At 70.8% G+C, this 24,148-nt stretch carries 14 protein-coding genes and 5 pseudogenes; 17 read left to right on the top strand and 2 right to left on the bottom strand.

What is annotated here, in order from left to right:
- The first annotated feature begins 43 nt into the window (after positions 1-43).
- The 7 genes from QUE51_RS14030 (at position 44) to coaE (ending at position 6,836) form a co-directional block, all read left to right on the top strand.
- A complete protein-coding gene (locus QUE51_RS14030; protein ID WP_286276978.1) occupies positions 44-508 on the top strand; it encodes a PTS mannitol transporter subunit IIA in 465 nt (154 codons plus the stop codon).
- Between the two features lie 58 nt (positions 509-566).
- Positions 567-1,223, top strand: a complete 657-nt coding sequence (locus tag QUE51_RS14035) for an SGNH/GDSL hydrolase family protein (RefSeq protein ID WP_286276979.1) — start codon at positions 567-569, stop codon at positions 1,221-1,223.
- A gap of 27 nt (positions 1,224-1,250) precedes the next feature.
- The gene (locus QUE51_RS14040; protein ID WP_286276980.1) at positions 1,251-2,924 is read left to right on the top strand and encodes a DUF885 domain-containing protein; all 1,674 of its coding nucleotides are present in this window, start codon (positions 1,251-1,253) and stop codon (positions 2,922-2,924) included.
- A complete protein-coding gene (locus tag QUE51_RS14045) occupies positions 2,921-3,802 on the top strand; it encodes a thymidylate synthase (RefSeq protein ID WP_286276981.1) in 882 nt (293 codons plus the stop codon). Before QUE51_RS14040 ends, QUE51_RS14045 begins: the two co-directional genes overlap by 4 nt.
- 29 nt (positions 3,803-3,831) lie before the next feature.
- Entirely contained in the window at positions 3,832-5,325 is a 1,494-nt protein-coding gene (gene rpsA / locus QUE51_RS14050) for a 30S ribosomal protein S1 (protein WP_286276982.1), read from the top strand.
- A gap of 111 nt (positions 5,326-5,436) precedes the next feature.
- Complete coding sequence (locus QUE51_RS14055; RefSeq protein WP_286276983.1) at positions 5,437-6,237, top strand: GNAT family N-acetyltransferase; 801 nt, start codon at positions 5,437-5,439, stop codon at positions 6,235-6,237.
- Complete coding sequence (gene coaE, locus QUE51_RS14060; protein WP_286276984.1) at positions 6,234-6,836, top strand: dephospho-CoA kinase; 603 nt, start codon at positions 6,234-6,236, stop codon at positions 6,834-6,836. The genes QUE51_RS14055 and coaE overlap by 4 nt, the downstream gene beginning before the upstream one ends.
- Positions 6,837-6,915: 79 nt before the next feature.
- On the opposite strand, the gene QUE51_RS14065 is transcribed toward coaE, so the two are convergent.
- Positions 6,916-7,818 carry an EamA family transporter gene (locus QUE51_RS14065; RefSeq protein ID WP_286276985.1) on the bottom strand — a complete coding sequence of 301 codons (903 nt, stop codon included), beginning with the start codon at positions 7,816-7,818 and terminating at the stop codon, positions 6,916-6,918.
- 144 nt (positions 7,819-7,962) lie between these two features.
- Here QUE51_RS14065 and uvrB point away from each other — a divergent pair, with 144 nt between their 5' ends.
- From uvrB to QUE51_RS14115, 10 genes and pseudogenes are all read left to right on the top strand, one after another.
- Positions 7,963-10,029, top strand: a complete 2,067-nt coding sequence (gene uvrB / locus QUE51_RS14070) for an excinuclease ABC subunit UvrB (protein WP_286276986.1) — start codon at positions 7,963-7,965, stop codon at positions 10,027-10,029.
- 213 nt (positions 10,030-10,242) lie between these two features.
- Positions 10,243-13,127: pseudogene (uvrA, locus tag QUE51_RS14075) on the top strand (excinuclease ABC subunit UvrA).
- 8 nt (positions 13,128-13,135) lie between these two features.
- A pseudogene (gene uvrC, locus QUE51_RS14080) lies at positions 13,136-15,042 on the top strand (excinuclease ABC subunit UvrC).
- A 66-nt stretch (positions 15,043-15,108) separates the two neighbouring features.
- Positions 15,109-16,025: pseudogene (gene rapZ / locus QUE51_RS14085) on the top strand (RNase adapter RapZ).
- 61 nt (positions 16,026-16,086) lie between these two features.
- Positions 16,087-17,064 carry a DNA-binding protein WhiA gene (gene whiA, locus QUE51_RS14090; protein WP_286276987.1) on the top strand — a complete coding sequence of 326 codons (978 nt, stop codon included), beginning with the start codon at positions 16,087-16,089 and terminating at the stop codon, positions 17,062-17,064.
- Between the two features lie 235 nt (positions 17,065-17,299).
- Positions 17,300-17,926: a superoxide dismutase gene (locus QUE51_RS14095; protein WP_286276988.1), complete on the top strand. Its 627-nt coding sequence runs from the start codon at positions 17,300-17,302 to the stop codon at positions 17,924-17,926.
- 114 nt (positions 17,927-18,040) lie between these two features.
- On the top strand, positions 18,041-19,042 hold the full coding sequence (gap, locus tag QUE51_RS14100) for a type I glyceraldehyde-3-phosphate dehydrogenase (protein ID WP_286276989.1): 1,002 nt from the start codon (positions 18,041-18,043) through the stop codon (positions 19,040-19,042).
- A 5-nt stretch (positions 19,043-19,047) separates the two neighbouring features.
- Positions 19,048-20,253, top strand: a complete 1,206-nt coding sequence (locus QUE51_RS14105) for a phosphoglycerate kinase (RefSeq protein WP_286276990.1) — start codon at positions 19,048-19,050, stop codon at positions 20,251-20,253.
- Positions 20,241-21,031: pseudogene (tpiA, locus tag QUE51_RS14110) on the top strand (triose-phosphate isomerase). Before QUE51_RS14105 ends, tpiA begins: the two are co-directional and overlap by 13 nt.
- A gap of 191 nt (positions 21,032-21,222) precedes the next feature.
- Positions 21,223-23,456 (top strand): annotated as a pseudogene (locus QUE51_RS14115) (serine/threonine-protein kinase).
- Here QUE51_RS14115 and QUE51_RS14120 read toward each other — a convergent pair.
- Entirely contained in the window at positions 23,453-24,148 is a 696-nt protein-coding gene (locus tag QUE51_RS14120) for a sortase domain-containing protein (RefSeq protein WP_286276991.1), read from the bottom strand. The pseudogene QUE51_RS14115 and the gene QUE51_RS14120 sit on opposite strands and share 4 nt — an antisense overlap.

The raw sequence follows: 24,148 nt of genomic DNA on the forward strand, positions 1-24,148 counted from the left end.
GGCGGACAATGGACGCAGGACCGACGAGCGCGAGGAGGACCGGATGGCCGGCGCAGCGCGAGGACCGCTGACCGAGCTCTTGGGGGAGTCGTCGATCCGGCTCGGCCTCACCGCCGACGACCGCTTCGACGCCGTGCGCCAGTGCGGCGAGGCGCTCGTCGCGTCCGGGGCGGTCACCGAGACCTACGTCGAGGCGATGCTCGAGCGGGAGCACTCCGTGTCCACCTACATCGGCGAGGGCGTCGCCATCCCGCACGGGACGCTGGCCGGCAAGGACTCCGTCTCCCGCAGCGCCATGGTGGTGCTCGGCTTCCCGGACGGCGTGGACTGGGCGGGACAGCGCGCTCAGGTCTGCATCGGCATCGCCGCCCCGGCAGGCGGCCACGTGGCGCTGGTCGCCCGACTCGCCGAGATCCTGCTCGACCCGGACCTCGCGGCCCGCCTACGGGCGGCGCGGCGGCCGGAGGAGATCACCAAGCTGTTCAGCGCGGACTCAGGCGGACGCTAGCTAGAGTCGACCCATGCATGCCCGCGGCAGGCCCCGTCGGGCAGCGATGATCGCCGCCGTGGCATGCGTCGCCGTGCTGACCCTCTCGGCGTGCGCGGCCGACGGCTCGCCCGCGTCGTTCCCGGCGCCCGGCATGTCGACGCCGTCCCCGGCGCCCGCCCCGATCCCGATCGGCGTGGTGGGGGACTCGCTCTCCTCGGGAGGGCCATGGGATGCCGTCGCCGTGGACCCCGGGTCCTGGACCTACTACCTCGACTCCCGCTACGAGGTCACCGGAGGGTGGCGGCGTGACGGCGCGACCAGCACGCTCATGGCGGCCAACCTGCAGCCTTTCGCCGCCGACGCGCTCGTCGTCCTGGCCGGCACGAACGACGTCGCCACCGGCATCGAGCCAGAGCTGACCCTCGAGAACGTGACCCGGATCGCCGACTCGGCCGACGTGCGGGCGGTCGTGCTGTGTGCGATCCCGCCGTACTCCGCGGCTCCCGACCGCGCGGCGGCGCTCAACACCGCTCTCGTGGGACTGGCCCGCCGGGAGGGGTGGACCTGGGTGGACCCGTGGGTGGAGGCCCGCGACGGCACCGCCTGGCGGGAGGGCGCCACCCCGGACGGCATCCACGGCAGCCTCGCCTCCTACGCGCAGGCGGCGGAGCGCATCGACGACGCAGTGGGGCGGGCACTCGAGGCGAGCCCCGAGGCCGACTCCGCGGAATAGGCCGACGCCGCGGCATAGGCTCGGAGGATGACCGAGGAGCGAGTTCCCACCGAGATCGACCGGATCGCCGACGGCTGGGTGGACACCCTCGTCGAGCTGTCCCCGGAGATGGGGATCTGGCTCGGCCGTCCCGGCAACGAGGGCGCCTACAGCGACTACTCGCCGGAGGGGCGCGAGCGGATCATCGACACCGGCCGGAAGGTGGCGTCCCGTCTTCGGGAGACCTCCCCGGCGGATCCGGTGGACGAGGTTACGCGGACGGATCTGCTCCGCGAGCTGGATCTCGCGAGCGAGAAGCACGAGGCCGGCTTCGCCTTCCGCGACCTCAACGTGATCGCCTCGCCCGCCCAGGACATCCGCGAGGTCTTCGACCTCATGCCCACCGGCACCGAGACGGCCTGGGAGCACGTCGCCCAGCGGCTCGGGAACCTGCCAGCCGCGCTGGCCGGCTACACCGAGACCCTGCGTCGCGGCGTCGAGCTCGGCACGGTGCCCGCCATCCGCCAGGTGCGGGAGGTCGCGCTGCAGGCGAAGGGTCACGCGGCGGCCGACGGCTTCTTCTTCACGCTCGTCGGCGGAGCCGCGGTGGACGGGGTGCCCGTCACGGACACGCTCCGGCGCGACCTGGAGGCGGGAGCCACCGCGGCGGCCGTCGCCTACGGCGAGTTCGCCGACTTCCTCGAGCGCGAGCTGGCGCCCCGCGCGCCCGAGCAGGACGCGGTCGGGCGCGAGATCTACGCGCTCGCCTCCCGGGACTTCCTGGGCGCCACGATCGACCTCGACGAGACCTACGAGTGGGGTCAGGACGAGCTGCGGCGCATGGTCGAGGAGCAGGAGGCCATCGCCCGCGACATCCTGCCCGGCGCCACGATCCCGGAGGTCATCGCCCACCTCGAGCAGGACCCCAGCCGGAAGCTGCACGGCACCGACGCGCTGCAGCGCTGGATGCAGGACCTCAGCGATCGGGCGATCGAGGCGCTCGGCCGCACCCACTTCGACATCCCCGCCGAGGTGCGCACCCTCGAGTGCCGCATCGCCCCCACGCAGACCGGCGGGGTCTACTACACGGGTCCCTCCGACGACTTCGCGCGCCCGGGCCGGATGTGGTGGTCGGTGCCTGCCGGGGTGACCGAGTTCGACACGTGGCACGAGACCACGACGGTGTACCACGAGGGCGTCCCCGGGCATCACCTGCAGATCGGCATCGCGACGTACAACAAGGCGCAGCTGAACTCGTGGCGCCGCATCGCGGGCACCTCGGGTCATGCGGAGGGCTGGGCGCTCTACGCGGAGCGGCTCATGGACTCGCTCGGGTACCTGGACGAGCCGGCCGACCGCTTCGGCATGCTGGACGGGCAGCGCCTCCGGGCCGCGCGCGTCGTCGTGGACATCGGCGTGCACCTCGGCAAGAAGCACCCGGACGGCGGCACGTGGACCGGGGATCAGGTCTTCCCGTTCCTCCGCGCCAACTCCACGTGGGACGATGCATCGCTCCGGTTCGAGGGGAACCGCTACCTCGGCTGGCCCGGTCAGGCGCCGGCCTACAAGGTCGGGCAGCGGATCTGGGAGCAGCTCCGGGACGAGGTGCAGCGCCGGGAGGGCGCGGACTTCTCCATCAAGCGGTTCCACCGCCGGGCGCTCGACGTCGGAGGCGTCGGCCTCGACACGCTGCGCGCGGCCATCCTCGGAGCCGGCCAGTGACCGCGGACGGCGGCACGATCGACGCCGAAAGCATCGGGGCGGCCTGGCTCGACGTCGCCGCGCGCATCGTGGCCGACGGTGAGCCCGGCACCTGGGAGGGCCTCCCGCTGCGCCAGCTGCGCCGGGTCACGCTCGAGGTGGAGCGCGCAGACCCCGACGACGCGATCATCGCGCGCCTGGCCGACCCCGAGCGGCTCGAGTGGATGCACGCCAACTTCACCGACTACTCCGAGGTCGAGGCTCTCGGGGGCGCGGCCAGCTACGCCAGCCGTCTCTTCGACTACGGCCGCACCGGCCTCGACCAGCTCAACTGGGTCGTCCGCCGCCTGAGCGCCGACCCGGCGGCGAAGGACGCTGCGATCACCACGTTCGAGCCGCTCACCGACAGCACCTACATCCCGTGCGTGAGCCTGCTCGACTTCTGGATCCCGGACGAGGCGGTCGAGCTCGTCGTCTACTGCCACGGCATCGACTTCGGCGCCAAGGGATACGGCAACCTCGTCGAGCTCGCCCATCTGCAGACGCGCGTGGCCGAGGCGCTCGGGCTCCCGGCCGGGCGCCTCACCATGGTCGTGAAGTCGGCCCACATCTACGACAGCGAGCTCGGCTACATGCGGGGCGTGCTCGCGACCGCAGGCGACCCGGAGGCGCCGGTGTTCGAGGCGCCGGTCGACGAGGATCCCGAGGGGCGCGGGAACAGCCCGCACTCCTCGCGCGTGATGTCGATGAGCGGCGCGTTCAGGCCCATCGGCGGTGGAGACGCTGTCCCCATCCGGGTTAGACTGCCCTGTTGTCTTCGTGGCTTCGTGCCGTCTCGACACCATCCCATCCGCTCGCCGAGAGCGAAGAGATCCCAACCTCCTTCGTTGTCGGCCTGAATTCTGTCCACTTCTGGAGCTACTACTACATGTCAACCATTACGACCGCCCCGGCCACCAAGCAGGTCGCCGTCAACGACATCGGATCTGCTGAAGACTTCCTGGCCGCGGTCGAGAAGACCCTCAAGTTCTTCAACGACGGAGACCTCATCGAGGGCACTGTCGTCAAGATCGACCGCGACGAGGTCCTCCTCGACGTCGGCTACAAGACCGAGGGTGTCATCCCCTCCCGCGAACTCTCCATCAAGCACGACGTCGACCCCAACGAGGTCGTCAACGTCGGCGACAGTGTCGAGGCGCTTGTTCTCCAGAAGGAGGACAAGGAAGGCCGGCTGATCCTGTCCAAGAAGCGCGCCCAGTACGAGCGCGCATGGGGTGACGTCGAGAAGATCAAGGAAGCCGACGGCGTGGTCACCGGAACGGTGATCGAGGTCGTCAAGGGCGGCCTGATCGTCGACATCGGCCTCCGCGGCTTCCTCCCCGCCTCGCTCATCGAGCTGCGCCGCGTGCGCGACCTCACCCCGTACCTGGGTCAGGAGCTCGAGGCGAAGATCCTGGAGCTCGACAAGAACCGCAACAACGTGGTCCTGTCGCGTCGCGCCCTGCTCGAGCAGACCCAGTCCGAGAGCCGCAGCACGTTCCTCGCGAACCTGCACCCGGGCCAGGTCCGCAAGGGCGTCATCTCCTCGATCGTCAACTTCGGCGCATTCGTCGACCTCGGCGGCGTCGACGGTCTGGTCCACGTCTCCGAGCTCAGCTGGAAGCACATCGAGCACGCCAGCGAGGTCGTCGAGGTGGGCCAGGAGGTCACCGTCGAGGTGCTCTCCGTCGAGCTCGACCGTGAGCGTGTCTCCCTGTCGCTCAAGGCGACGCAGGAGGACCCGTGGCAGGTCTTCGCCCGCACCCACGCGATCGGCCAGATCGCCCCGGGGAAGGTCACGAAGCTCGTGCCGTTCGGTGCGTTCGTCCGCGTCGCGGACGGCATCGAGGGTCTCGTCCACATCTCCGAGCTCTCCAGCAAGCACGTCGAGCTGGCCGAGCAGGTCGTCTCCGTCGGTGACGAGGTCTTCGTGAAGATCATCGACATCGACCTCGAGCGTCGCCGCATCTCGCTGAGCCTCAAGCAGGCCAACGAGGGCATCGACCCGAGCAACCAGGAGTTCGACTCCGGCCTCGCCGCCCTCTACGGCATGGTCACCGAGTACGACGAGCAGGGCAACTACAAGTTCCCCGAAGGCTTCGACCCGGAGACCAACGAGTGGAAGGAAGGCTTCGAGGAGCAGCGCGCCAAGTGGGAGCAGGAGTACGCCGACGCCCAGGCCCGCTGGGAGCAGCACAAGGAGCAGATCGTCAAGAGCATCGCGGATGAGGCGGCCGGCATCACGTCGAGCAACTCCTCGTCCTCGTCCTCTTCGTCGTCGTCGTCCTCCTCGTCGTTCTCCAGCGACTCGGGTTCGGCCGGAACGCTCGCCGATGACGCGTCGCTCGCGGCGCTGCGTGAGCGGCTCTCCAGCAACAACTAGGTCCTCCCGACCTGCGAGCTCGCCGTCCCGGATCCGTCCGGGGCGGCGAGTCCGTTTAAGCCCCACGTCCAGCCCTGACGCTTCGGCCCGCCGGGCTGGGACAATGCCGGGGTGAGCGGGTTCGCGGCGGAGGTGCTGGCCCTGTTCGACCGCCAGGTGCGGCCGGGCAGCGGTCTCGCCGACGGCGTGCCCACCGAGGAGGACGGCCCCGTCCGCCGCGTCTACTACCCGGGCACCGGCTTCCTCGCGGCGCCGCCCGACACCGGGCTGCGCGGCGCCGAGCTGGATGCGCTCATCGCGCGCCAGCGTGACGTTTGGGCGCAGCGCGGCGAGGCGGTCGAGTGGAAGGTGTACGGCCACGACCGGCCGGCGGACCTTCCCGAGCGGCTCCTCGCGCACTCCTTTCTGCCCGAGGAGGAGGAGACGCTGCTGTTCGCCGAGGCCGCCGACCTGCTCGCGCCGCAGGAGGGGACGCCAGGCGTGACGGTCCGCGAGGTCGAGGAGCCGGAGGACCTCCGCCGCATCGCCGACCAGCACACCGAGATCTGGGAGGAGGACTGGGGGTGGCTCGCGAAGGACCTCGCCGAGCGCAAGGCGGCGCACCCCGAGTCGATCGTCATCCTCGCTGCCGAGGCGGGCGGGCGGCTGGTCTCCTCCGCCTGGCTGGTGCTGCGTCCCGGCACCGACTTCGCCGGCCTCTGGGGCGGGTCGACGCTCGCCGCCTGGCGCGGTCGCGGGATCTACCGGGACCTCGTTGCGCGCCGGGCTAGGATCGCGGTCGAGCGCGGCTACCGCTACCTGCAGGTGGACGCCTCGGCAATGAGCCGGCGCATCCTGGAGCGGCTGGGGTTCACGCCCGCAACGAGCACGACGCCGTACGTCTGGAGCCCGCCGGTTAGCCTGGGGGAGTGACCCTCATCGGCCTCACCGGCGGCATCGCATCCGGCAAGTCCACCGTCGCCCGCCGTCTCGCAGAGTCCGGAGCCGTCGTCGTCGACGCGGATCAGCTCGCGCGGGAGGCCGTCGCCCCCGGCAGTCCCGGCCTCGCCGCCGTCGCGGAGGCCTTCGGCCCCGGCGTCCTCGCTGCGGACGGCAGCCTCGACCGCCCGGCGCTCGGCGCGATCGTGTTCGCGGATGCGGAGGCCCGCGAGCGCCTCAACTCGATCGTGCACCCCGAGGTGGGCCGGCTGTCCCGCGCCCGGTTCGGTGACGCCCTCGCGGCAGATCCCGGCGCCATCGTCGTCTACGACGTGCCGCTGCTCGCGGAGGCCCGGGGCGCTGTCGAGTTCGACCGGGTCGTGGTGGTGCACGCGCCCGCCGAGGAGCGCATCCGGCGGATGGTGGAGTTCCGCGGCATGGCCGAGGACGAGGCCCGTCGCCGCGTCTCGGCGCAGGCGACCGACGAGGAGCGCCTCGCGATGGCCGACGACGTGATCGACGCGAGCGGCACCCTCGAGCAGACGCTGCAGCAGGCGGACGCCCTCTGGGCCCGCCTCACCGCCACCCGCTGAAGCCCACTGACTGAACGGCGGGTGAAACCGCGGTTCCGCGGGTGTAGTTGCACCCGCGAGAAGGCGGTTACACCCGCTGTCAGGCTCCCGGTGCGGCCGCAGCGGCGGCGACGCGCCGGGCCGCGGCACCCCGCCGCGCTGAGCCCAGGACCGCGACCGCGTTCGCGGCACTGATGACCGCGAGGCCGACGAGCTGAGGGAGCGCCAGCGTCTGGCCGAGGATGAGCAGCCCGGACAGGGCGGCCGCGGCGGGATGCAGGCTCTGCAGGACGCTGAACAGGTTGCGCGAGATCCGGCGCAGCACCGCCAGGTCGAGCGAGTAGGGGAGTGCGGAGGAGAGCACGCCCACCACGGCGCCGAGCGAGAGGATGCCGAGCAGCCGGTCCGTCGGCACCCGCACGAGGATCCCGATCAGGAGCGGCAGCGTGACGAGCGACGCCGCGCAGCTCGCGACCGCCGTGCCCTGGATCCCGGGGAGCCGCTCGCCCGCCCGCTGGGTGAAGAGGATGTAGGCGGCCCACGCGACGCCGGCCAGCAGGGCGAGCCCCACGCCGATGGGGTCGATGTCGTGCACCGTCCCGGTGAGGAGCGCGACGCCGGCGCCGGCCGCGACCCCGCAGATCAGGTCGAGCAGGCGACGCGAGGAGAGCAGGGCGACCGCCAGCGGGCCGAGGAATTCGAGCGTCACGGCGAGCCCGAGCTCGAGGCGGGAGAACGACTCGTAGATCGCGAGGTTCATCACGACGAGGGCGAGGCCGAGGCACAGGGAGGGCCACACCAGCCGCCAGCGCAGCACGTCCCGGCGCAGGGTGGGAGCGAGGACGATGGCGGCGAAGAGCTGCCGGAGTCCGACGACGCCGACCGCCCCCACAGCGGGCAGCAGCAGGGTCCCGACACCGGCGCCCGCCTGCACCGAGAGGGCGCTCACGATCGGACCCGCGATCGCGAGGCGGGAGCGGCGGGGAGCCGGGGAGGCGGTCACCGCTCGACGCTACCCCGCGCGGGTGACGCCGCCCTCCGGCGGTGTCGTTACGGGGGCGGTTCGGCGGCTTCACCCGCGGTACCGGAGCGTGCGCCGTCGGCGAACGCGGGCCCGGTGTCGGAGGCCGAATCTAAACTCGAAGGCATGCAGCCCACTCGCGCCGTGCGCCCCTTCGAGGTCATCAGCGAGTACCAGCCGAGCGGCGATCAGCCCACCGCGATCGCCGAGCTGGCCGGCCGGATCAACGCCGGCGAGACCGACGTCGTGCTGCTGGGCGCCACCGGCACCGGCAAGTCGGCGACGACCGCCTGGCTCGTCGAGGCCGTGCAGCGGCCCACCCTCGTCCTCGCCCACAACAAGACGCTGGCCGCCCAGCTGGCGAACGAGTTCCGCGAGCTGATGCCGAACAACGCCGTCGAGTACTTCGTCTCCTACTACGACTACTACCAGCCCGAGGCGTACGTCCCGCAGACGGACACCTTCATCGAGAAGGACTCGTCCATCAACTCCGAGGTGGAGCGGCTCCGGCACTCCACGACGAACTCGCTGCTGTCCCGGCGCGATGTGATCGTGGTGTCCACCGTCTCCTGCATCTACGGCCTGGGTGCCGCGGAGGAGTACCTGGAGGCGATGGTCGCGCTGCAGGTGGGGGAGCGCATCACGCGCGATCGGCTCGTGCGGCGCTTCATCAACATGCAGTACGAGCGCAACGACTACGACTTCTCGCGCGGCCGCTTCCGCGTGCGCGGCGACACGATCGAGATCATCCCGGTCTACGAGGAGCACGCCATCCGCATCGAGATGTTCGGCGACGAGATCGAGGCGCTGTACATCCTGCACCCGCTGACGGGCGAGGTGATCAAGCAGGTCGACGCCATCTCGGTGTTCCCCGCCACCCACTACGCGGCGAGCCCCGCCACGATGCAGCGCGCGATCGTCACCATCCGCAGCGAGCTCGCCGAGCGGCTCGCCGAGCTCGAGTCCCAGGGCAAGCTGCTCGAGGCGCAGCGCCTCCGCATGCGCACCACCTTCGACCTCGAGATGATGGAGCAGATCGGCTTCTGCTCGGGCATCGAGAACTACTCCCGGCACATCGACGGCCGGCGTCCCGGCGAGGCGCCGAACTGCCTCCTCGACTACTTCCCGGACGACTTCATCACCGTCATCGACGAGTCGCACGTGACCGTGCCGCAGATCGGCGCGATGTACGAGGGCGACGCCTCGCGCAAGCGCACCCTGGTCGAGCACGGCTTCCGCCTGCCGAGCGCGATGGACAACCGCCCGCTGAAGTGGGAGGAGTTCAAGTCGCGCGTCGGCCAGACCGTCTACCTCTCCGCGACTCCGGGGCGCTACGAGCTCGGGATGTCGGACGGCGTCGTCGAGCAGATCATCCGCCCGACCGGCCTGGTCGACCCCCAGATCGTCGTCAAGCCGTCGAAGGGGCAGATCGACGATCTCCTCGAGGAGATCCGCGTCCGCTCGGAGCGTGACGAGCGCGTCCTCGTCACGACCCTCACGAAGAAGATGGCGGAGGAGCTCACGGCGTTCCTCGCGGAGGCGGGCGTCAAGGTCCGCTACCTGCACTCCGACGTCGACACGCTCCGCCGCGTCGAGCTGCTCACCGAGCTGCGCCAGGGCGTCTACGACGTCCTCATCGGCATCAACCTGCTGCGCGAGGGTCTCGACCTGCCCGAGGTGTCGCTCGTCGCGATCCTGGACGCCGACAAGGAGGGCTTCCTGCGCTCCTCGACGTCGCTCATCCAGACGATCGGCCGCGCCGCCCGCAACGTGTCGGGCGAGGTGCACATGTACGCCGACAAGCTCACCGACTCGATGGCACAGGCCATCGAGGAGACGACCCGGCGCCGCGAGCGCCAGGTCGCGTACAACGCCGAGCACGGCATCGACCCGACGCCGCTGCGCAAGAAGATCGCCGACATCACCGACGTGCTCATCCGCGAGGGCGCCGACACCAAGGAGCTGCTGGCCGGACGCGGCTCCGGCAAGCGCTCGCCCACGCCCAACCTGCGGCGCGAGGGGATCGCGGCGGCCGGCGCCAACGAGCTCGAGTCGATCATCGCCGACCTCAACGACCAGATGCTGCAGGCCGCCGCCGAGCTCAAGTTCGAGCTCGCCGCGCGCCTCCGCGACGAGCTGACGGAGATGAAGGGCGAGCTGCGCCAGATGGAGAAGGCCGGCCACCTCGTCTGATCCTCTTCTCGGAGGGCAGAGCGCCGGCGCAATCCACCCGTCCATCAGCCCCAACCCGGAGCCCGACCCTTCGGGCGGGCCCGAGGAACCGCGCTTCCGCTGGTCCGGTCGCTGAGCCCGCCGCGGTGGGCGTCGACCGCGACGCGCCGTGACCGAGCGTCGCCCACAGCGAAACCCAGCCGAGTGTCGGAGGGTCCGACCTAAACTCTTCTGGTGCCGATTTCTGCCGTCCCCGGACCCAAGCTCAGCGTTCGCGGAGCCCGCGTGCACAACCTCCAGGACGTGGACCTGGAGATCCCGCGCGATTCCCTCGTCGTCTTCACGGGCCTGTCCGGGTCCGGCAAGTCGAGCCTTGCGTTCGACACCATCTTCGCGGAGGGCCAGCGGCGCTACGTCGAGTCGCTGTCCGCCTATGCGCGGCAGTTCCTCGGACAGGTGGACCGGCCGGACGTCGACTTCATCGAGGGCCTGAGCCCGGCCGTCTCGATCGACCAGAAGTCCACCAACCGCAACCCGCGGTCCACGGTCGGCACGATCACCGAGATCTACGACTACATGCGCCTGCTCTGGGCGCGCATCGGGGTGCCGCACTGCCCGATCTGCGGCGAGGTCATCGCCCGGCAGAGCGTGCAGCAGATCGCCGACCAGCTCATGGAGCTGGAGGCCGGGACCCGCTACCAGGTGACCGCTCCCGTCGTGCAGCAGCGCAAGGGGAGTTCGTCGACCTCTTCCGCGAGCTCGCCGCCAAGGGGTACTCGCGCGCCATGGTCGACGGCAAGATGATCCAGCTCACCGAGCCGCCGACCCTCAAGAAGCAGATCAAGCACGACATCGCCGTCGTCGTCGACCGCCTCGTCGCCGCGGACGACCTCCTCACCCGCCTCACCGACTCGCTCGAGACGGCGCTCGGCCTCTCCGAGGGTCTGGTGCAGATCAACTTCGTGGACCAGGAGGGGCCGGACGCCTGGCGCACCTTCTCGGAGCGCCTCTCCTGCCCGAACAACCACCCGATCCAGCTCACCGAGATCGAGCCGCGGACGTTCTCCTTCAACGCTCCGTTCGGCGCCTGTCCGGAGTGCTCGGGTCTCGGCACGCGCATGTCCGTCGACGCGGATCTACTGCTCGGCGACCCCGAGCTGAGCATCCGCGAGGGCGTCATCCTGCCGTGGACCAGCCAGGGCAAGGGCCTCTACAACTACTACGAGCGCCTCCTCGCCGGTCTCGCGAAGGACCTCTCCTTCTCGCTCGACACCCCGTGGCGCAAGCTGAGTGAGGAGTCCCAGCAGGCGGTCCTGCTCGGCAACAACTTCGAGGTCCGGGTGAAGTGGAAGAACCGCTTCGGCCGCGAGATGAGCTACACGCAGGGCTTCGAGGGCGTCATCCCGTACCTCGAGCGCAACTACATCCAGGCCGAGTCCGACTCGGCACGCGCCCGCTGGGCGGAGTACCTCCGCGAGGTCCCGTGCCCGGTCTGCAACGGGAAGCGGCTCAAGCCCGAGGTCCTCGCGGTCATGGTCGACGGCCACAGCATCGCCGACGTGTCGAGCCTGAGCCTCGTCGAGGCCGCACGGTTCGTGAACACCCTCACGCTGAACGAGCGCGACGTGAAGATCGCCGCGCAGGTCCTCCGCGAGATCCGGATGCGGCTCGACTTCCTCCTGCAGGTCGGCCTCAGCTACCTGAGCCTCTCCCGCTCGGCCGGCTCGCTCTCGGGCGGCGAGGCGCAGCGCATCCGGCTCGCGACGCAGATCGGCTCGGGACTCACCGGCGTGCTCTACGTCCTGGACGAGCCGAGCATCGGCCTCCACCAGCGCGACAACCGCCGCCTGATCGACACGCTCGTGAAGCTCCGCGACCTCGGCAACACCCTGATCGTCGTCGAGCACGACGAGGACACGATCCGCACCGCCGACTGGATCGTCGACATCGGACCGGGCGCCGGCGTCAACGGCGGGCTCGTCGTGCACTCGGGCGACTACGCGTCGCTCGTCGCCGACAAGAACTCGATCACCGGCGACTACCTCGCCGGCCGCCGCGCCATCGAGGTGCCGAAGAAGCGGCGCAAGATCGACAAGAAGCGCAAGATCACCGTCGTGGGCGCACAGGCCAACAACCTGAAGGACGTGACGGTCGACTTCCCGCTCGGGGTCATGGTCGCGGTCACCGGCGTGAGCGGCTCGGGCAAGAGCACGCTCGTCAACGACATCCTGTACCGGATGCTCGCCAACCGGCTGAACGGCGCCCGCAAGGTGCCGGGCAAGCACACCCGGGTCAGCGGCCTCGACAACCTCGACAAGGTCGTGCACGTCGACCAGGCGCCGATCGGCCGCACGCCGCGGTCGAACCCGGCGACCTACACGGGCGTCTTCGACCGCATCCGCAACCTCTTCAGCGAGACCATGGAGGCGAAGGCGCGCGGCTACCAGCCGGGCCGCTTCAGCTTCAACGTGAAGGGCGGCCGCTGCGAGAACTGCCAGGGCGACGGCACGATCAAGATCGAGATGAACTTCCTGCCCGACGTCTACGTCGTGTGCGAGGTGTGCCACGGGGCCCGCTACAACCGCGACACGCTCGCCGTGCACTACAAGGGCAAGAACATCGCCGAGGTGCTCGACATGCCGATCGCCGAGGCGGCGGAGTTCTTCGAGCCGATCTCGGCCATCCACCGCTATCTGCAGACCCTGGTCGACGTCGGCCTCGGCTATGTGCGGCTCGGCCAGAGCGCGACCACCTTGTCCGGCGGCGAGGCGCAGCGCGTGAAGCTCGCGACGGAGCTCCAGCGGCGCTCGAATGGCCGCACCGTCTACGTGCTGGACGAGCCGACCACGGGTCTTCACTTCGAGGACGTCCGGAAGCTGCTGCTCGTCCTCAACTCGCTCGTCGAGAAGGGCAACACCGTCATCACGATCGAGCACAACCTCGACGTGATCAAGTCGGCCGACTGGATCATCGACCTCGGCCCGGAGGGCGGCTCCGGCGGCGGCACGGTGCTCGCGACGGGGACCCCTGAGCAGATCGCGCTCATCGAGGACAGCCACACCGGCACCTTCCTCGCCGAGATCCTGCACCCGCAGCGCGCGCTCGAGCGCGCCTCCTGACCAGGGCCGTGGCGCAGGCGCTCAGCTACCGGCCGAAGGCCGGGGAGATCCCGACCGAGCCCGGGGTGTACCGGTTCTCGGACGCGAAGGGCCGCGTCCTCTACGTCGGCAAGGCGAAGAACCTCCGCGCGCGTCTCAGCAACTACTTCGCGCCGCTGCACACGCTGCACGAGCGCACCCGTCGGATGGTGACCACGGCGAGTGCCGTGCAGTGGACGACCGTGGCGAGCGATTTCCAGGCGCTCCAGCTCGAGTACACCTGGATCAAGGAGTTCGAGCCGCCGTTCAACGTCAAGTTCCGCGACGACAAGACCTACCCGTACCTGGCCGTGACGCTCGGCGACGAGGCCCCCGGGTCATGGTGACTCGCAATCGGAAGATCCATGGGGCACGCTACTTCGGCCCGTACCCGAAGATCTGGGCGGTCCGCGAGACCATCGACCAGATGATCCGGGCGTTCCCGATCCGCACCTGCTCGGACTCCAGCTACAAGCGGGCGATGGACAGCGGGCGGCCGTGCTTCCCGGGCCAGATCGGCCGCTGCGGCGGCCCGTGCTCCCAGAAAGTCACGATCGCGCAGCACCGGGCGATCGTCGACCAGTTCGTCGCGTTCATGGCGAACCCCGACCCGCGGATGATCGCGCAGCTGACGCGCGACATGAAGCAGGCGTCCGCGGACATGGACTACGAGCGCGCGGCCGAGCTCCGGGACCGCATCGGCGCACTCGAGAACGTGCTCGAGTCGAGCGCGGTCGTCCTTCCGGAGACGGTGGAGGCCGACGTCTTCGGCATCGAGCACGACGAGCTCGCGGCAGCGGTGCAGCAGTTCCGCGTGCGCGGCGGGCGCGTTCGCGGCGTGCGCTCCTGGGTCGTCGACAAGGAGCTCGACGTGAGCCTCGGCGAGCTCGTCGACTCGGTGCTGCAGAGCGCTTACGACGGCACCGAGCCGCCGCCCAAGGAGATCATCGTCCCCGAGCTGCCGGAGGACGCGGAGGCGCTCGAGCAGCTTCTCAGCGGCCTCCGGGAGCGCGGTGCCGTTCACCTGCGCGCCGCCCAGCGCGGAGAGAAGGCCGCGCTGCTCCAGACCGCGACGAACAACGCGAAGCAGGCCCTCAATCTCTACAAGACCCGCCGCAGCGCGGACTACGTCTCCCGCAGCCGCGCACTCACCGACCTGCAGGAGGCGCTCGAGCTCGACGAGGCGCCCCTGCGCATGGAGTGCTTCGACGTGTCCCACCTGGCCGGCACCAACATCGTCGCGTCGATGGTCGTCTTCGAGGACGGGCTGCCCCGCAAGGACCAGTACCGGCGATTCAACGTGACCGACTCCACGGATGACACCGAGTCGCTGTACCAGGTCCTGAGCCGCCGCCTGGGCTACCTCGGCGAGGACGACCTCCGGATGGGCGACCCGATCCGCGACGAGGCGGAGAACGTCGACGAGAGCATCGAGCTCGGCACCCGCCGCAAGCCGGGCAAGTTCTCCTACCGCCCCAACCTGCTCATCGTCGACGGCGGCCAGCCGCAGGTGCAGGCGGCTGCGCGGGCGCTGCGCGAGTCGGGGGTCGACGGGATCAACCTGTGCGGGATCGCCAAGCGCCTCGAGGAGGTCTGGCTGCCGGACAACGACTACCCGGTGATCCTTCCCCGCAACAGCGACGCGCTCTTCCTGCTCCAGCGCATCCGCGACGAGGCGCACCGCTTCGCGATCACGCACCAGAGGACGCGGCGGAAGAAGGACATCACCTCGGTGCTGACCGAGATCCCGGGTCTCGGCGCGGCCCGCGTGCGCGAGCTGCTCCGGCACTTCGGCTCGGTCGCGAAGCTCAAGCAGGCGACGCCGGAGCAGATCCAGGAGGTCAAGGGCATCGGTCCGCAGATCGCCGCGACGATCCACGAGCGACTGCACGCCTGACGCCCGGGCGCAACCGCCGTCGGAGGCGACGCGCCCGGGGACCCGCGACGGTAGCCTGAGACGGTCATGACCTCACCCAGCGCGCAGAGCACGGCGGAGGACGTTCCCGGGGGACAGCCCCGGGGCCGCCAGTCGGTCCTGATCGTGACCGGCATGTCCGGCGCCGGCCGCAGCACCGTCGCGAACGCGCTCGAGGACCTCGGCTGGTACGTGGTCGACAACCTCCCGCCCCAGATGCTCGTCCCGCTGCTCGACGTCGCGGAGAAGGCCGGCCAGAGCCTGCCGCGCATCGCCGTGGTCGTCGACGTGCGCGGGGAGCGCTGTTCTCCGAGCTGCGCGACCTGGTGCAGCAGCTCAAGAAGGGCGCGCAGGTCCGCGTCCTGTTCCTCGAGGCCAACGACGCCGCGCTGGTGCGGCGGTTCGAGCAGGTGCGCCGCCCGCACCCGCTGCAGGGGGACGGCACGATCCTCGACGGCATCAGCGAGGAGCGGGTCCGCACGGCCGGGATCCGCGAGCAGGCCGACATCGTCGTCGACACCTCCGAGTTCAACATCCACCAGCTCGCGAACGTCACCACGGAGCTGTTCAGCGAGGCGGATCAGCCCGGCGTGCGGGTGACCCTGACGAGCTTCGGCTACAAGTACGGGCTGCCGGCCGATGCGGACATCGTCGCCGACGCCCGCTTCCTGCCCAATCCGTACTGGATTCCGGAGCTGCGGCCCGGCACGGGACTCGATGCCGACGTGAGCGAGTTCGTGCTCGGCCAGGAGGGCGCCGCGGAGTTCATCGACGGCTACTCGGCGGCGCTCGCCCCCGTCCTCACCGGCTACCGGCGCGAGAACAAGCGGCACGCGACCATCGCGGTGGGCTGCACCGGGGGACGTCACCGGTCCGTCGCGGTCGTCGAGGAGCTGGCCAGGAGGCTGCGCGAGCAGCCCGGTGTGAGCGTCAGCGTCAAGCATCGGGACCTCGGCCGGGAATGACCTCTCCCTCTCCCGCCGGGAGAAGATGCGAGACTGGGGACATGGGTGGAGGGCGAGAGCGTTGGCGCTGACGGCGGACGTGAAGGACGAGCTCGCACAGATCGAGGTGGGGAAGACGACGGTTCGGGCGGCCGAGCTGTCGACGATCCTGCGCTTCGCGGGCGGGCTGCACATGATCTCGGGACGCATCGCGGTCGAATCCGAGCTGGATTCGGCCCAGGTCGCGCGCCGCGTGCGGAAGGACCTGGCGGACCTGTACGGGGTACGCGGCGACGTCGCCGTGATCTCCGCATCGGGCGTCCGGCGGACCAACACCTACGTGGTCCGCGTGATCGAGGGCGGGGAGACGCTCGCGCGTCAGACCGGTCTGCTCGACGCCCGCCGGCGCCCCATCCGCGGCCTGCCGAACCGGCTCACCACGGGATCCATTGAGGACCTGTCCGCGATCTGGCGGGGAGCGTTCCTCGCTCGGGGAACGCTCACCGACCCGGGTCGCTCTGCGGCCCTCGAGGTCACCTGCCCCGGCAATGAGACCGCCATGGCGCTCGTCGGCGCAGCCGGCCGGCTCCGGGTCTCCGCCAAGGCGCGGGAGGTGCGCGGCGTGCACCGCGTCGTCATCCGGGACGGCGAGGCCATCGGCGACATGCTCGAGGCGATGGGCGCCACCGAGACCCGGCAGAACTGGGAGGATCTGCGGCAGCGCCGCGAGGTCCGCGCCACCGCGAACCGGCTGGTCAACTTCGACGACGCGAACCTGCGCCGGTCCGCCCAGGCTGCGGTCGCCGCGTGCGCGCGCGTCGAGCGCGCCCTGGAGATCCTCGGCGACGGCATCCCGGACCACCTCAAGTACGCCGGAGAGCTGCGCCTCGCGCACCGCGACGCGAGCCTCGACGAGCTCGGCCACCACGCCGACCCGCCGATGACGAAGGACGCGGTCGCCGGCCGCATCCGGCGCCTTTTGGCCATGGCGGACAAGAAGGCGATCGAGCAGGGCATCCCGGGCACGGACGCGAACCTCCCGCCCGACCTCGACGATTGATCACCCGAGGCGCGCTCAGCGCCGAGAGTGGTCAGGTTGAGGGCCGGCCAGTGGGCCCACAGCGCACGCTTGCGCTGGGGATTGGCCGGCGTCTCGAAACCTCCTACCCATCGCCCTGGGAGGATGCTCCCGGTCTTCTCACGGGAATAGCGCATCCCGCGCTCAGTTCTAGACTGAGGAACGTCCCGACGGTGGCTCCTCGGAGCCCTGCGGGCGACGAGAGGAGTAAGAGGATATGGCCGAGTACACGCTTCCCGAGCTGGGGTACGACTACGGGGCACTCCAGCCGCACATCAGCGCCACAATCATGGAGCTGCACCACAGCAAGCACCACCAGACGTATGTGACGGGCGCCAACAACGCGCTCGCGCAGATGGCGGAGGCCCGCGAGAGCGGCAACCTCGCGAACATCAACAAGCTCGAGAAGGACCTGTCCTTCAACCTCGGCGGGCACGTCAACCACTCGATCTTCTGGACCAACATGTCCCCGGACGGCGGCGACCGCCCGACCGGCGAGCTCGCGTCGGCGATCGACGACAGCTTCGGCTCGTTCGACAAGTTCCAGGCCCACTTCGCGGCCGCGGCCGTCGGCGTCCAGGGCTCCGGCTGGGCGCTCCTCGCCTACGACACCATCGGGGGCAACCTCGTCATCGAGCAGCTGTTCAACCAGCAGGACAACATCCCCGCCTTCAGCATCCCGCTGCTCATGCTCGACGTCTGGGAGCACGCGTACTACCTCGACTACAAGAACGTCCGGCCCGACTACGTGAAGGCCTGGTGGAACGTCGTGAACTGGGCCAACGTGCAGCAGCGCCTGGACGCCGCCCGCACGGGCGCGAGCGGTCTGCTCCTCGTCCCCTAGCACTAGGCTCGAAAGGGAGGTCCCCGGCAGCGGGGACCTCCGAGAGACCCGTGTGGCAAACGGCCACATCCGGAAACGGCGCCTCTGGGGCGCCCCGTCGTCAGGAGATTTTCGTTGGTTCGTGTCGGCATCAATGGCTTCGGCCGCATCGGCCGCAATTACTTCCGAGCCGCGTTCGCGAAGGGCAGTGAGCTCGAGATCGTCGCGGTGAACGACCTCACCGACAACGCCGCGCTCGCCCACCTGCTGAAGTACGACTCCATCACCGGCCGCCTCGACGCGGACGTGTCGCTCGAGGGCGACTCCATCGTCGTCAACGGCAAGGCGATCAAGGTGCTCGAGCAGCGCGACCCCGCCGCCCTCGGCTGGGGCGACCTGGGCGTGGACATCGTCATCGAGTCCACCGGCCGCTTCACCGACGCCGCGGACGCCGGCAAGCACATCCAGGCCGGCGCCAAGAAGGTGCTGATCTCCGCGCCCGCCAAGGGCGAGGACGCCACGTTCGTCATGGGCGTGAACCACGAGTCGTACGACCCGGCGGCGCACCACATCATCTCGAACGCCTCCTGCACCACGAACTGCCTCGCGCCCCTCGCCAAGGTGTTCAACGACACGTTCGGCATCGAGCGCGGCCTGATGACGACGGTGCACGCCTACACGGCGGACCAGAACCTCCAGGACGGCCCGCACTCCGACCTGCGCCGTGCGCGCGCGGCCGCCATCAACATCGTCCCCACCTCGACCGGTGCGGCGAAGGCGATCGGCCTCGTCCTGCCGGAGCTGAAGGGCAAGCTGGACGGCTTCGCCCTCCGCGTGCCGGTGCCGACGGGCTCGATCACCGACCTCACGGTCACCGCGTCGAAGACGGCGTCGATCGACGACATCAAGGCGGCCTACAAGGAGGCGGCCGACGGCTACCTCAAGGGCATCCTCAAGTACACCGAGGACGAGATCGTCTCGAGCGACATCGTCACCGACCCGCACTCGTCGATCTTCGACTCCGGGCTCACCCGGGTGCTCGGCAACCAGGTGAAGCTGTCCGCCTGGTACGACAACGAGTGGGGCTACTCGAACCGCCTGGTCGACCTCACCGAGTACGTCGCCGATCGGCTCTGAGGCCGATGGCCCTCCGCACCCTCGACTCGCTCGGCTCCCTCGGGGGCCGGGCGGTCGTCGTCCGGTGTGACCTCAACGTCCCCCTGAAGGACGGCGAGATCACCGACGACGGCCGCATCCGCGCATCGCTGCCGACGATCCAGGCGCTTCTCGACGAGAACGCGCGCGTGACCGTGATCTCGCACCTCGGTCGACCCGACGGAACGCCCAGGGACGAGTACAGCCTCGCGCCCGTCGCGGAGCGGCTGGGGGAGCTGCTCGGCATGTCCGTGCACTTCGACAGCGCACCTGCGGCGGAGACGCCGAAGGACCTGGGCGACGGCGAGGTACGGCTCCTCGAGAATCTGCGCTTCGACCCGCGCGAGACGAGCAAGGATGCGGGGGAGCGGGAGCAGTACGCCCGTGAGCTCGCCAAGTTCGGCGAGCTCTTCGTGTCCGACGGGTTCGGCGTGGTGCACCGCAAGCAGGCGAGCGTCTACGAGCTGGCGACCGCGCTGCCGAGTGCGGCCGGCCTCCTTGTCGCGGACGAGCTCGAGGTCCTCGAGCGCCTGACGACGAACGCACAGAAGCCCTACACCGTCGTGCTCGGCGGTTCGAAGGTCAGCGACAAGCTCGGCGTCATCGACTCGCTCCTGCCGCGCGTGGACTCGCTCCTCATCGGCGGCGGGATGCTCTTCACCTTCCTCGCTGCCCAGGGCCACAAGGTGGGTGCCAGTCTCCTCGAGCAGGACCAGCTCGACACGGTTCGCGAGTACCTCTCGCGTGCCACGGAGCTCGGCGTCGAGATCGTCCTGCCCACCGACGTGGTGGTCGCGGAGAAGTTCGCCGCAGACGCGAAGTCGGAGGTCACGCCGGCCGACGGCATCGAGTCGACCGCGTTCGGCGCGGCCGGCATCGGCCTCGACATCGGTCCCGAGACGGCGGCCCGGTTCGCCGAGATCGTCGCCGCGTCAGCCACGGTCTTCTGGAACGGCCCCATGGGCGTGTTCGAGTTCCCCGCCTTCGCGGAGGGCACCCGCACGGTCGCCGAGGCGCTGACTCGCGTCGACGGCCTCTCGGTCGTCGGCGGAGGCGACTCGGCCGCGGCCGTGCGCGCGCTCGGCTTCGAGGACGACCAGTTCGGCCACATCTCGACGGGCGGCGGCGCGAGCCTCGAGTTCCTCGAGGGCAAGACGCTCCCCGGACTGGAGGTCCTCGGATGGCAGCCGTGAGCCGGGTCCCGCTCATCGCGGGCAACTGGAAGATGAACCTCGACCACCTGCAGGCGATCGCGTTCGTCCAGAAGCTCGCCTGGACGCTCAAGGACGCCGGTCACGACTACCGCGAGACCGAGGTGGCGATCTTCCCGCCGTTCACGGACCTGCGGAGCGTGCAGACCCTCATCTCGGCGGACAAGTACGAGCTCGCGCTGGGCGGCCAGGACCTCTCCCAGCACGACTCGGGTGCGTACACGGGGAGATCTCCGGCGCGTTCCTCGCCGCTCTCGAGGCGAAGTACGTGCTCATCGGTCACTCCGAGCGGCGCATCCACCACGGCGAGACCGACGAGATCGTCGGGGCCAAGGTCGTGGCCGCTCTGCGCCACGGCCTCATCCCGGTGATCTGCGTGGGTGAGACCGCCGAGGACCTCGAGGAGTTCGGTCCCAGCAAGGTGCCCGTCGCACAGCTGCGCACGGCGCTCACCGCCGTCCCCAAGGACGCCGAGATCGTCGTTGCGTACGAGCCGGTGTGGGCCATCGGGTCGGGCCAGGCCGCGACGCCCGAGCAGGCCCAGCAGGTCGCGGCGGCGCTGCGCGCGCACCTCACGGAGGCTCTGTCCCCGGAGGGGGCCGACGCCACCCGGATCCTGTACGGCGGCTCGGTCAAGGCGGGGAACATCGCCGGCTTCCTGCGCGAGCAGGACGTCGACGGCGCGCTCGTCGGCGGTGCGAGCCTCGACCTCAAGGAGTTCTCCAGCATCGCGCGCTTCCTCAAGCACGTCGGCGCTTGACGCCGCAAGGGGCACTTCACGGTGCCCCGCGGGGAATAGCCTCGATCGGTAGGTGAGGGCCCGTCATCGATCCGGAAAGGGGAGTCCCGTTGCCGCGTGTCGCGAAGCCCCGGTCGGCGGGTGCGTCCCGGAAGGGGAGTTCGGTGAGTGAGCCGGACGCCCTCCTCGCGGGGCGGTACCGCCTGGTCCGGGTGATCGCCACCGGCGGCATGGGCGTCGTCTGGGAGGCGCAGGACGAGCGGCTCCGGCGCCCGGTCGCGGTCAAGCAGCTCCGCGCGCAGGACGGGGTGACCGCCGAGGAGGCGGAGACGGCAAAGGATCGCGCGATGCGGGAGGCCCGCATCACCGCGCGGCTCCACCACCCGCACGCCGTGCCGGTGTTCGACGTCGTGGAGCACGACGGTCAGCCGTGCATCATCATGCAGTACCTGCCCTCGACGCAGCTCGCAGCCGTGATCGCCGAGCGCGGCCGGCTGACCCCGCGGAGGTCGCCCGCATCGGGTCGGAGGTCGCCTCGGCGCTGGCCGCTGCGCACAAGCTGAAGATCGTGCACCGCGACGTCAAGCCGGGCAACATCCTCCTCGACGAGGACGGCGAGGCCCTGATCAGCGACTTCGGGATCTCCCGGGCGGTGGGCGACGCGACGCTCACGCGGGCCGGGCTCATGCACGGCACCCCGGCGTTCCTCGCTCCCGAGGTCGCCCGCGGCGGCGACTCGTCGTACGCGTCTGACGTGTTCTCCCTCGGCTCGACGCTCTACGCCGCGGTCGAGGGGGCGCCGCCGTTCGGCATGGACCGCAACTCCATCGCACTGCTTCACCGCGTGGCCCGCGGCGACGTGCGGCCGCCGGAGCACGCCGAGCTCCTCGCGCCGCTGCTCATGCGCATGCTCGCAGCCGATCCCGACGCGCGTCCCACCATGCGCTCGATCGCGACCCAGCTCGCGGCGCTGCGCCCGCTGCTCGAACCCGAGGAGACGCCCGAGACGGCGCCCACGAAGCCGCTGCCGGAGCCGGCCCCCGCGGTCGGAGCGGCGGCCGTTGCAGGCGCAGCCGCGCTGTCGGCGACCGTGCCGTACGACGCCGCCGAGGAGGCCGCCGCACTGCAGGCGCCCGAACGCCCGGCCGAAGCGGAGGCGGCTGAGCTCGCAGAGGACGAGGTCGCCGAGGACGAGCTCGACCAGGACGAGCTCGCAGCGGGCGAGGTCGGCGCGGACGAGATCGACCAGCAGGAGGTCGCCGAGGACGAGGTCGTTGATGAGGAGGCGGCGGAGGACGCCGCCCTCATGGGGCAACCGGTCGCAGGTGAGGCGCTCCCCGAGGAGACCGATGAGGAGGTCGAACCCGAGGAGCTCGACGACGAGGTCGAACCGGAGGACCTCGACGACGCGGTCGAACCCGAGAACCATGAGGAGGACGAACCGGAGGGCCTCGACGACGAGTCCTCGACCGACGACGGACTCGGAGCCCTGGCTGCAGCCTTCGCCGAGAAGGACGAGCCTGTCGACGACGACGTGGAGGCGGAACCCGCCCCCGTCAGCGCCGTGCCGCTCAGGACCACACCGGCCCCGGTCGCCGCGGTGACGGGTCCTCCCGCGGTCGTCGCCCCAGCCGCGACGGCTGCCGCCTCCCCATCCGCGCCGACCGCGGTCCCCGTCCGCACCCCGACTGAGCCCGTCGTGCCCGTCGCGACCACGCCTGCCCCGGTCGCCGCCGCGGCCGTGCGAGCATCGAGCGGACCCGCCGTCGCACCGGCTGTGACCGCCCCGCCGACGCCGCCCGCCGTGCGGCCCGCGTCCACCGGCGAACAGCCACCGCGACGGGGCCGGCGGATCGCGGCCGTCCTGGTCGGGCTGGCCGTGCTGGCGATCCTCGCCTTCGTCGTCCCCGCTCTCCTCCGCGGGCAGCCCGATCCGGGACAGGACACCTCGGCCGGCTCCACCTCGACGCCCCGCGCGTCCGCCCCCGCGTCGGCGACCCCTTCGGCGACTCCCTCGGCCACGCCGGAGCCGACCCCGACCCCGACCGCCACCACCGAGGCGCCCGCCAGTCCGTCGCCGTCGCCGGCCCCGCCGCCTGCAGTCGCCCCCATCTCCGATCCGCCGACCGAGGCGCAGCTGGCGGACGCGATCGCCGGCTACTACGCGCTGATGCCGCGGGACACCGACGCAGCCTGGCCGCGGATGACCGCCGACTACCAGGAGAACCACGCAGGCGGGCGGGACTCGTACGAGGCGTTCTGGGCCCCGGTCGATCGCGTCGAGGTGACCGACCTCCGCGGGCTTCCGCCGGACGGCGCGGAGGCCACCATCACGTACTACCGGGACGACGGAAGCGTCGTCTCCGAGGACACCGCCTTCCAGCTGGTGAACGAGGACGGCATCCTCAAGATCGCCGCGTCGGATGTGATCAGCAGCAGCGGCTAGCCTGCGGGCTCAGCCGGCGGACACCCCGTCGGGCGGTCCGGCACGCAGTGGGCGCCACTCGAGGAACACTGCATGCAGGACGAGGCGCTCGGCGTCTCCCCACTCCGGGTAGCAGGTGACGAGGGTGAGCAGGCGCTCCGTCGGTTCCAAGCCGGGCGCGCCGGGCACGGGGAGAGGACCTCGACCGCCGTCGGGGCGACTACCGTGTGCTCGTCCCGGACCTCGTAGGTGTACCAGCCGTCCGCGGTCTGCAGGTGGACGCGGTCGCCCGGGCCGACATCGGCCAGGTGGAGCAGTGCCGTCGAGCGGTGCCCGGCGAGTGCGAAGTTGCCCACCTCGCCCGGCCCTGCCGTACCGGGGAAATGCCCGATCTCGGGACGGTCCAGCACGTCGAGGCCGACGCCCTCCGCCACGACCCTTCGGTAGTCCGACCCGAGGGCGGGGATGACGAGCACCCCGATGCCGTCGCCGTAGGGGACGGCGGGCGAAGCCGCGGGCGTCGCGGGGTCCCAGCCCGCGTCCCGGGTTCCGGGGGCGGCGCCGTCATCGACCGCGACGAGCCTCGCCGACTCGGCGGTGCCCGCCGCTCCGACGCCGCCCGCCGACGCTCCCGCGGCGTCGAGGAGCGGGACCGCCACGAGTGCGACGGCGCCGGCGAGGAAGAGGATGCCCGCCACGGCGGGCAGCCTCAT

This window comes from Naasia aerilata (genome assembly GCF_030296595.1).
Lineage (GTDB): Bacteria > Actinomycetota > Actinomycetes > Actinomycetales > Microbacteriaceae > Naasia > Naasia aerilata.

Excerpts from the sequence above, each read along its gene's own strand:
- QUE51_RS14030 (WP_286276978.1), top strand. The coding sequence starts at position 44 with ATGGCCGGCGCAGCGCGAGGACCGCTGACCGAGCTCTTGGGGGAGTCG.
- QUE51_RS14040 (WP_286276980.1), top strand. The coding sequence starts at position 1,251 with ATGACCGAGGAGCGAGTTCCCACCGAGATCGACCGGATCGCCGACGGC.
- rpsA (WP_286276982.1), top strand. The coding sequence starts at position 3,832 with ATGTCAACCATTACGACCGCCCCGGCCACCAAGCAGGTCGCCGTCAAC.
- uvrB (WP_286276986.1), top strand. The coding sequence starts at position 7,963 with ATGCAGCCCACTCGCGCCGTGCGCCCCTTCGAGGTCATCAGCGAGTAC.
- QUE51_RS14095 (WP_286276988.1), top strand. The coding sequence starts at position 17,300 with ATGGCCGAGTACACGCTTCCCGAGCTGGGGTACGACTACGGGGCACTC.
- QUE51_RS14105 (WP_286276990.1), top strand. The coding sequence starts at position 19,048 with ATGGCCCTCCGCACCCTCGACTCGCTCGGCTCCCTCGGGGGCCGGGCG.
- QUE51_RS14120 (WP_286276991.1), bottom strand. The coding sequence starts at position 24,148 with ATGAGGCTGCCCGCCGTGGCGGGCATCCTCTTCCTCGCCGGCGCCGTC.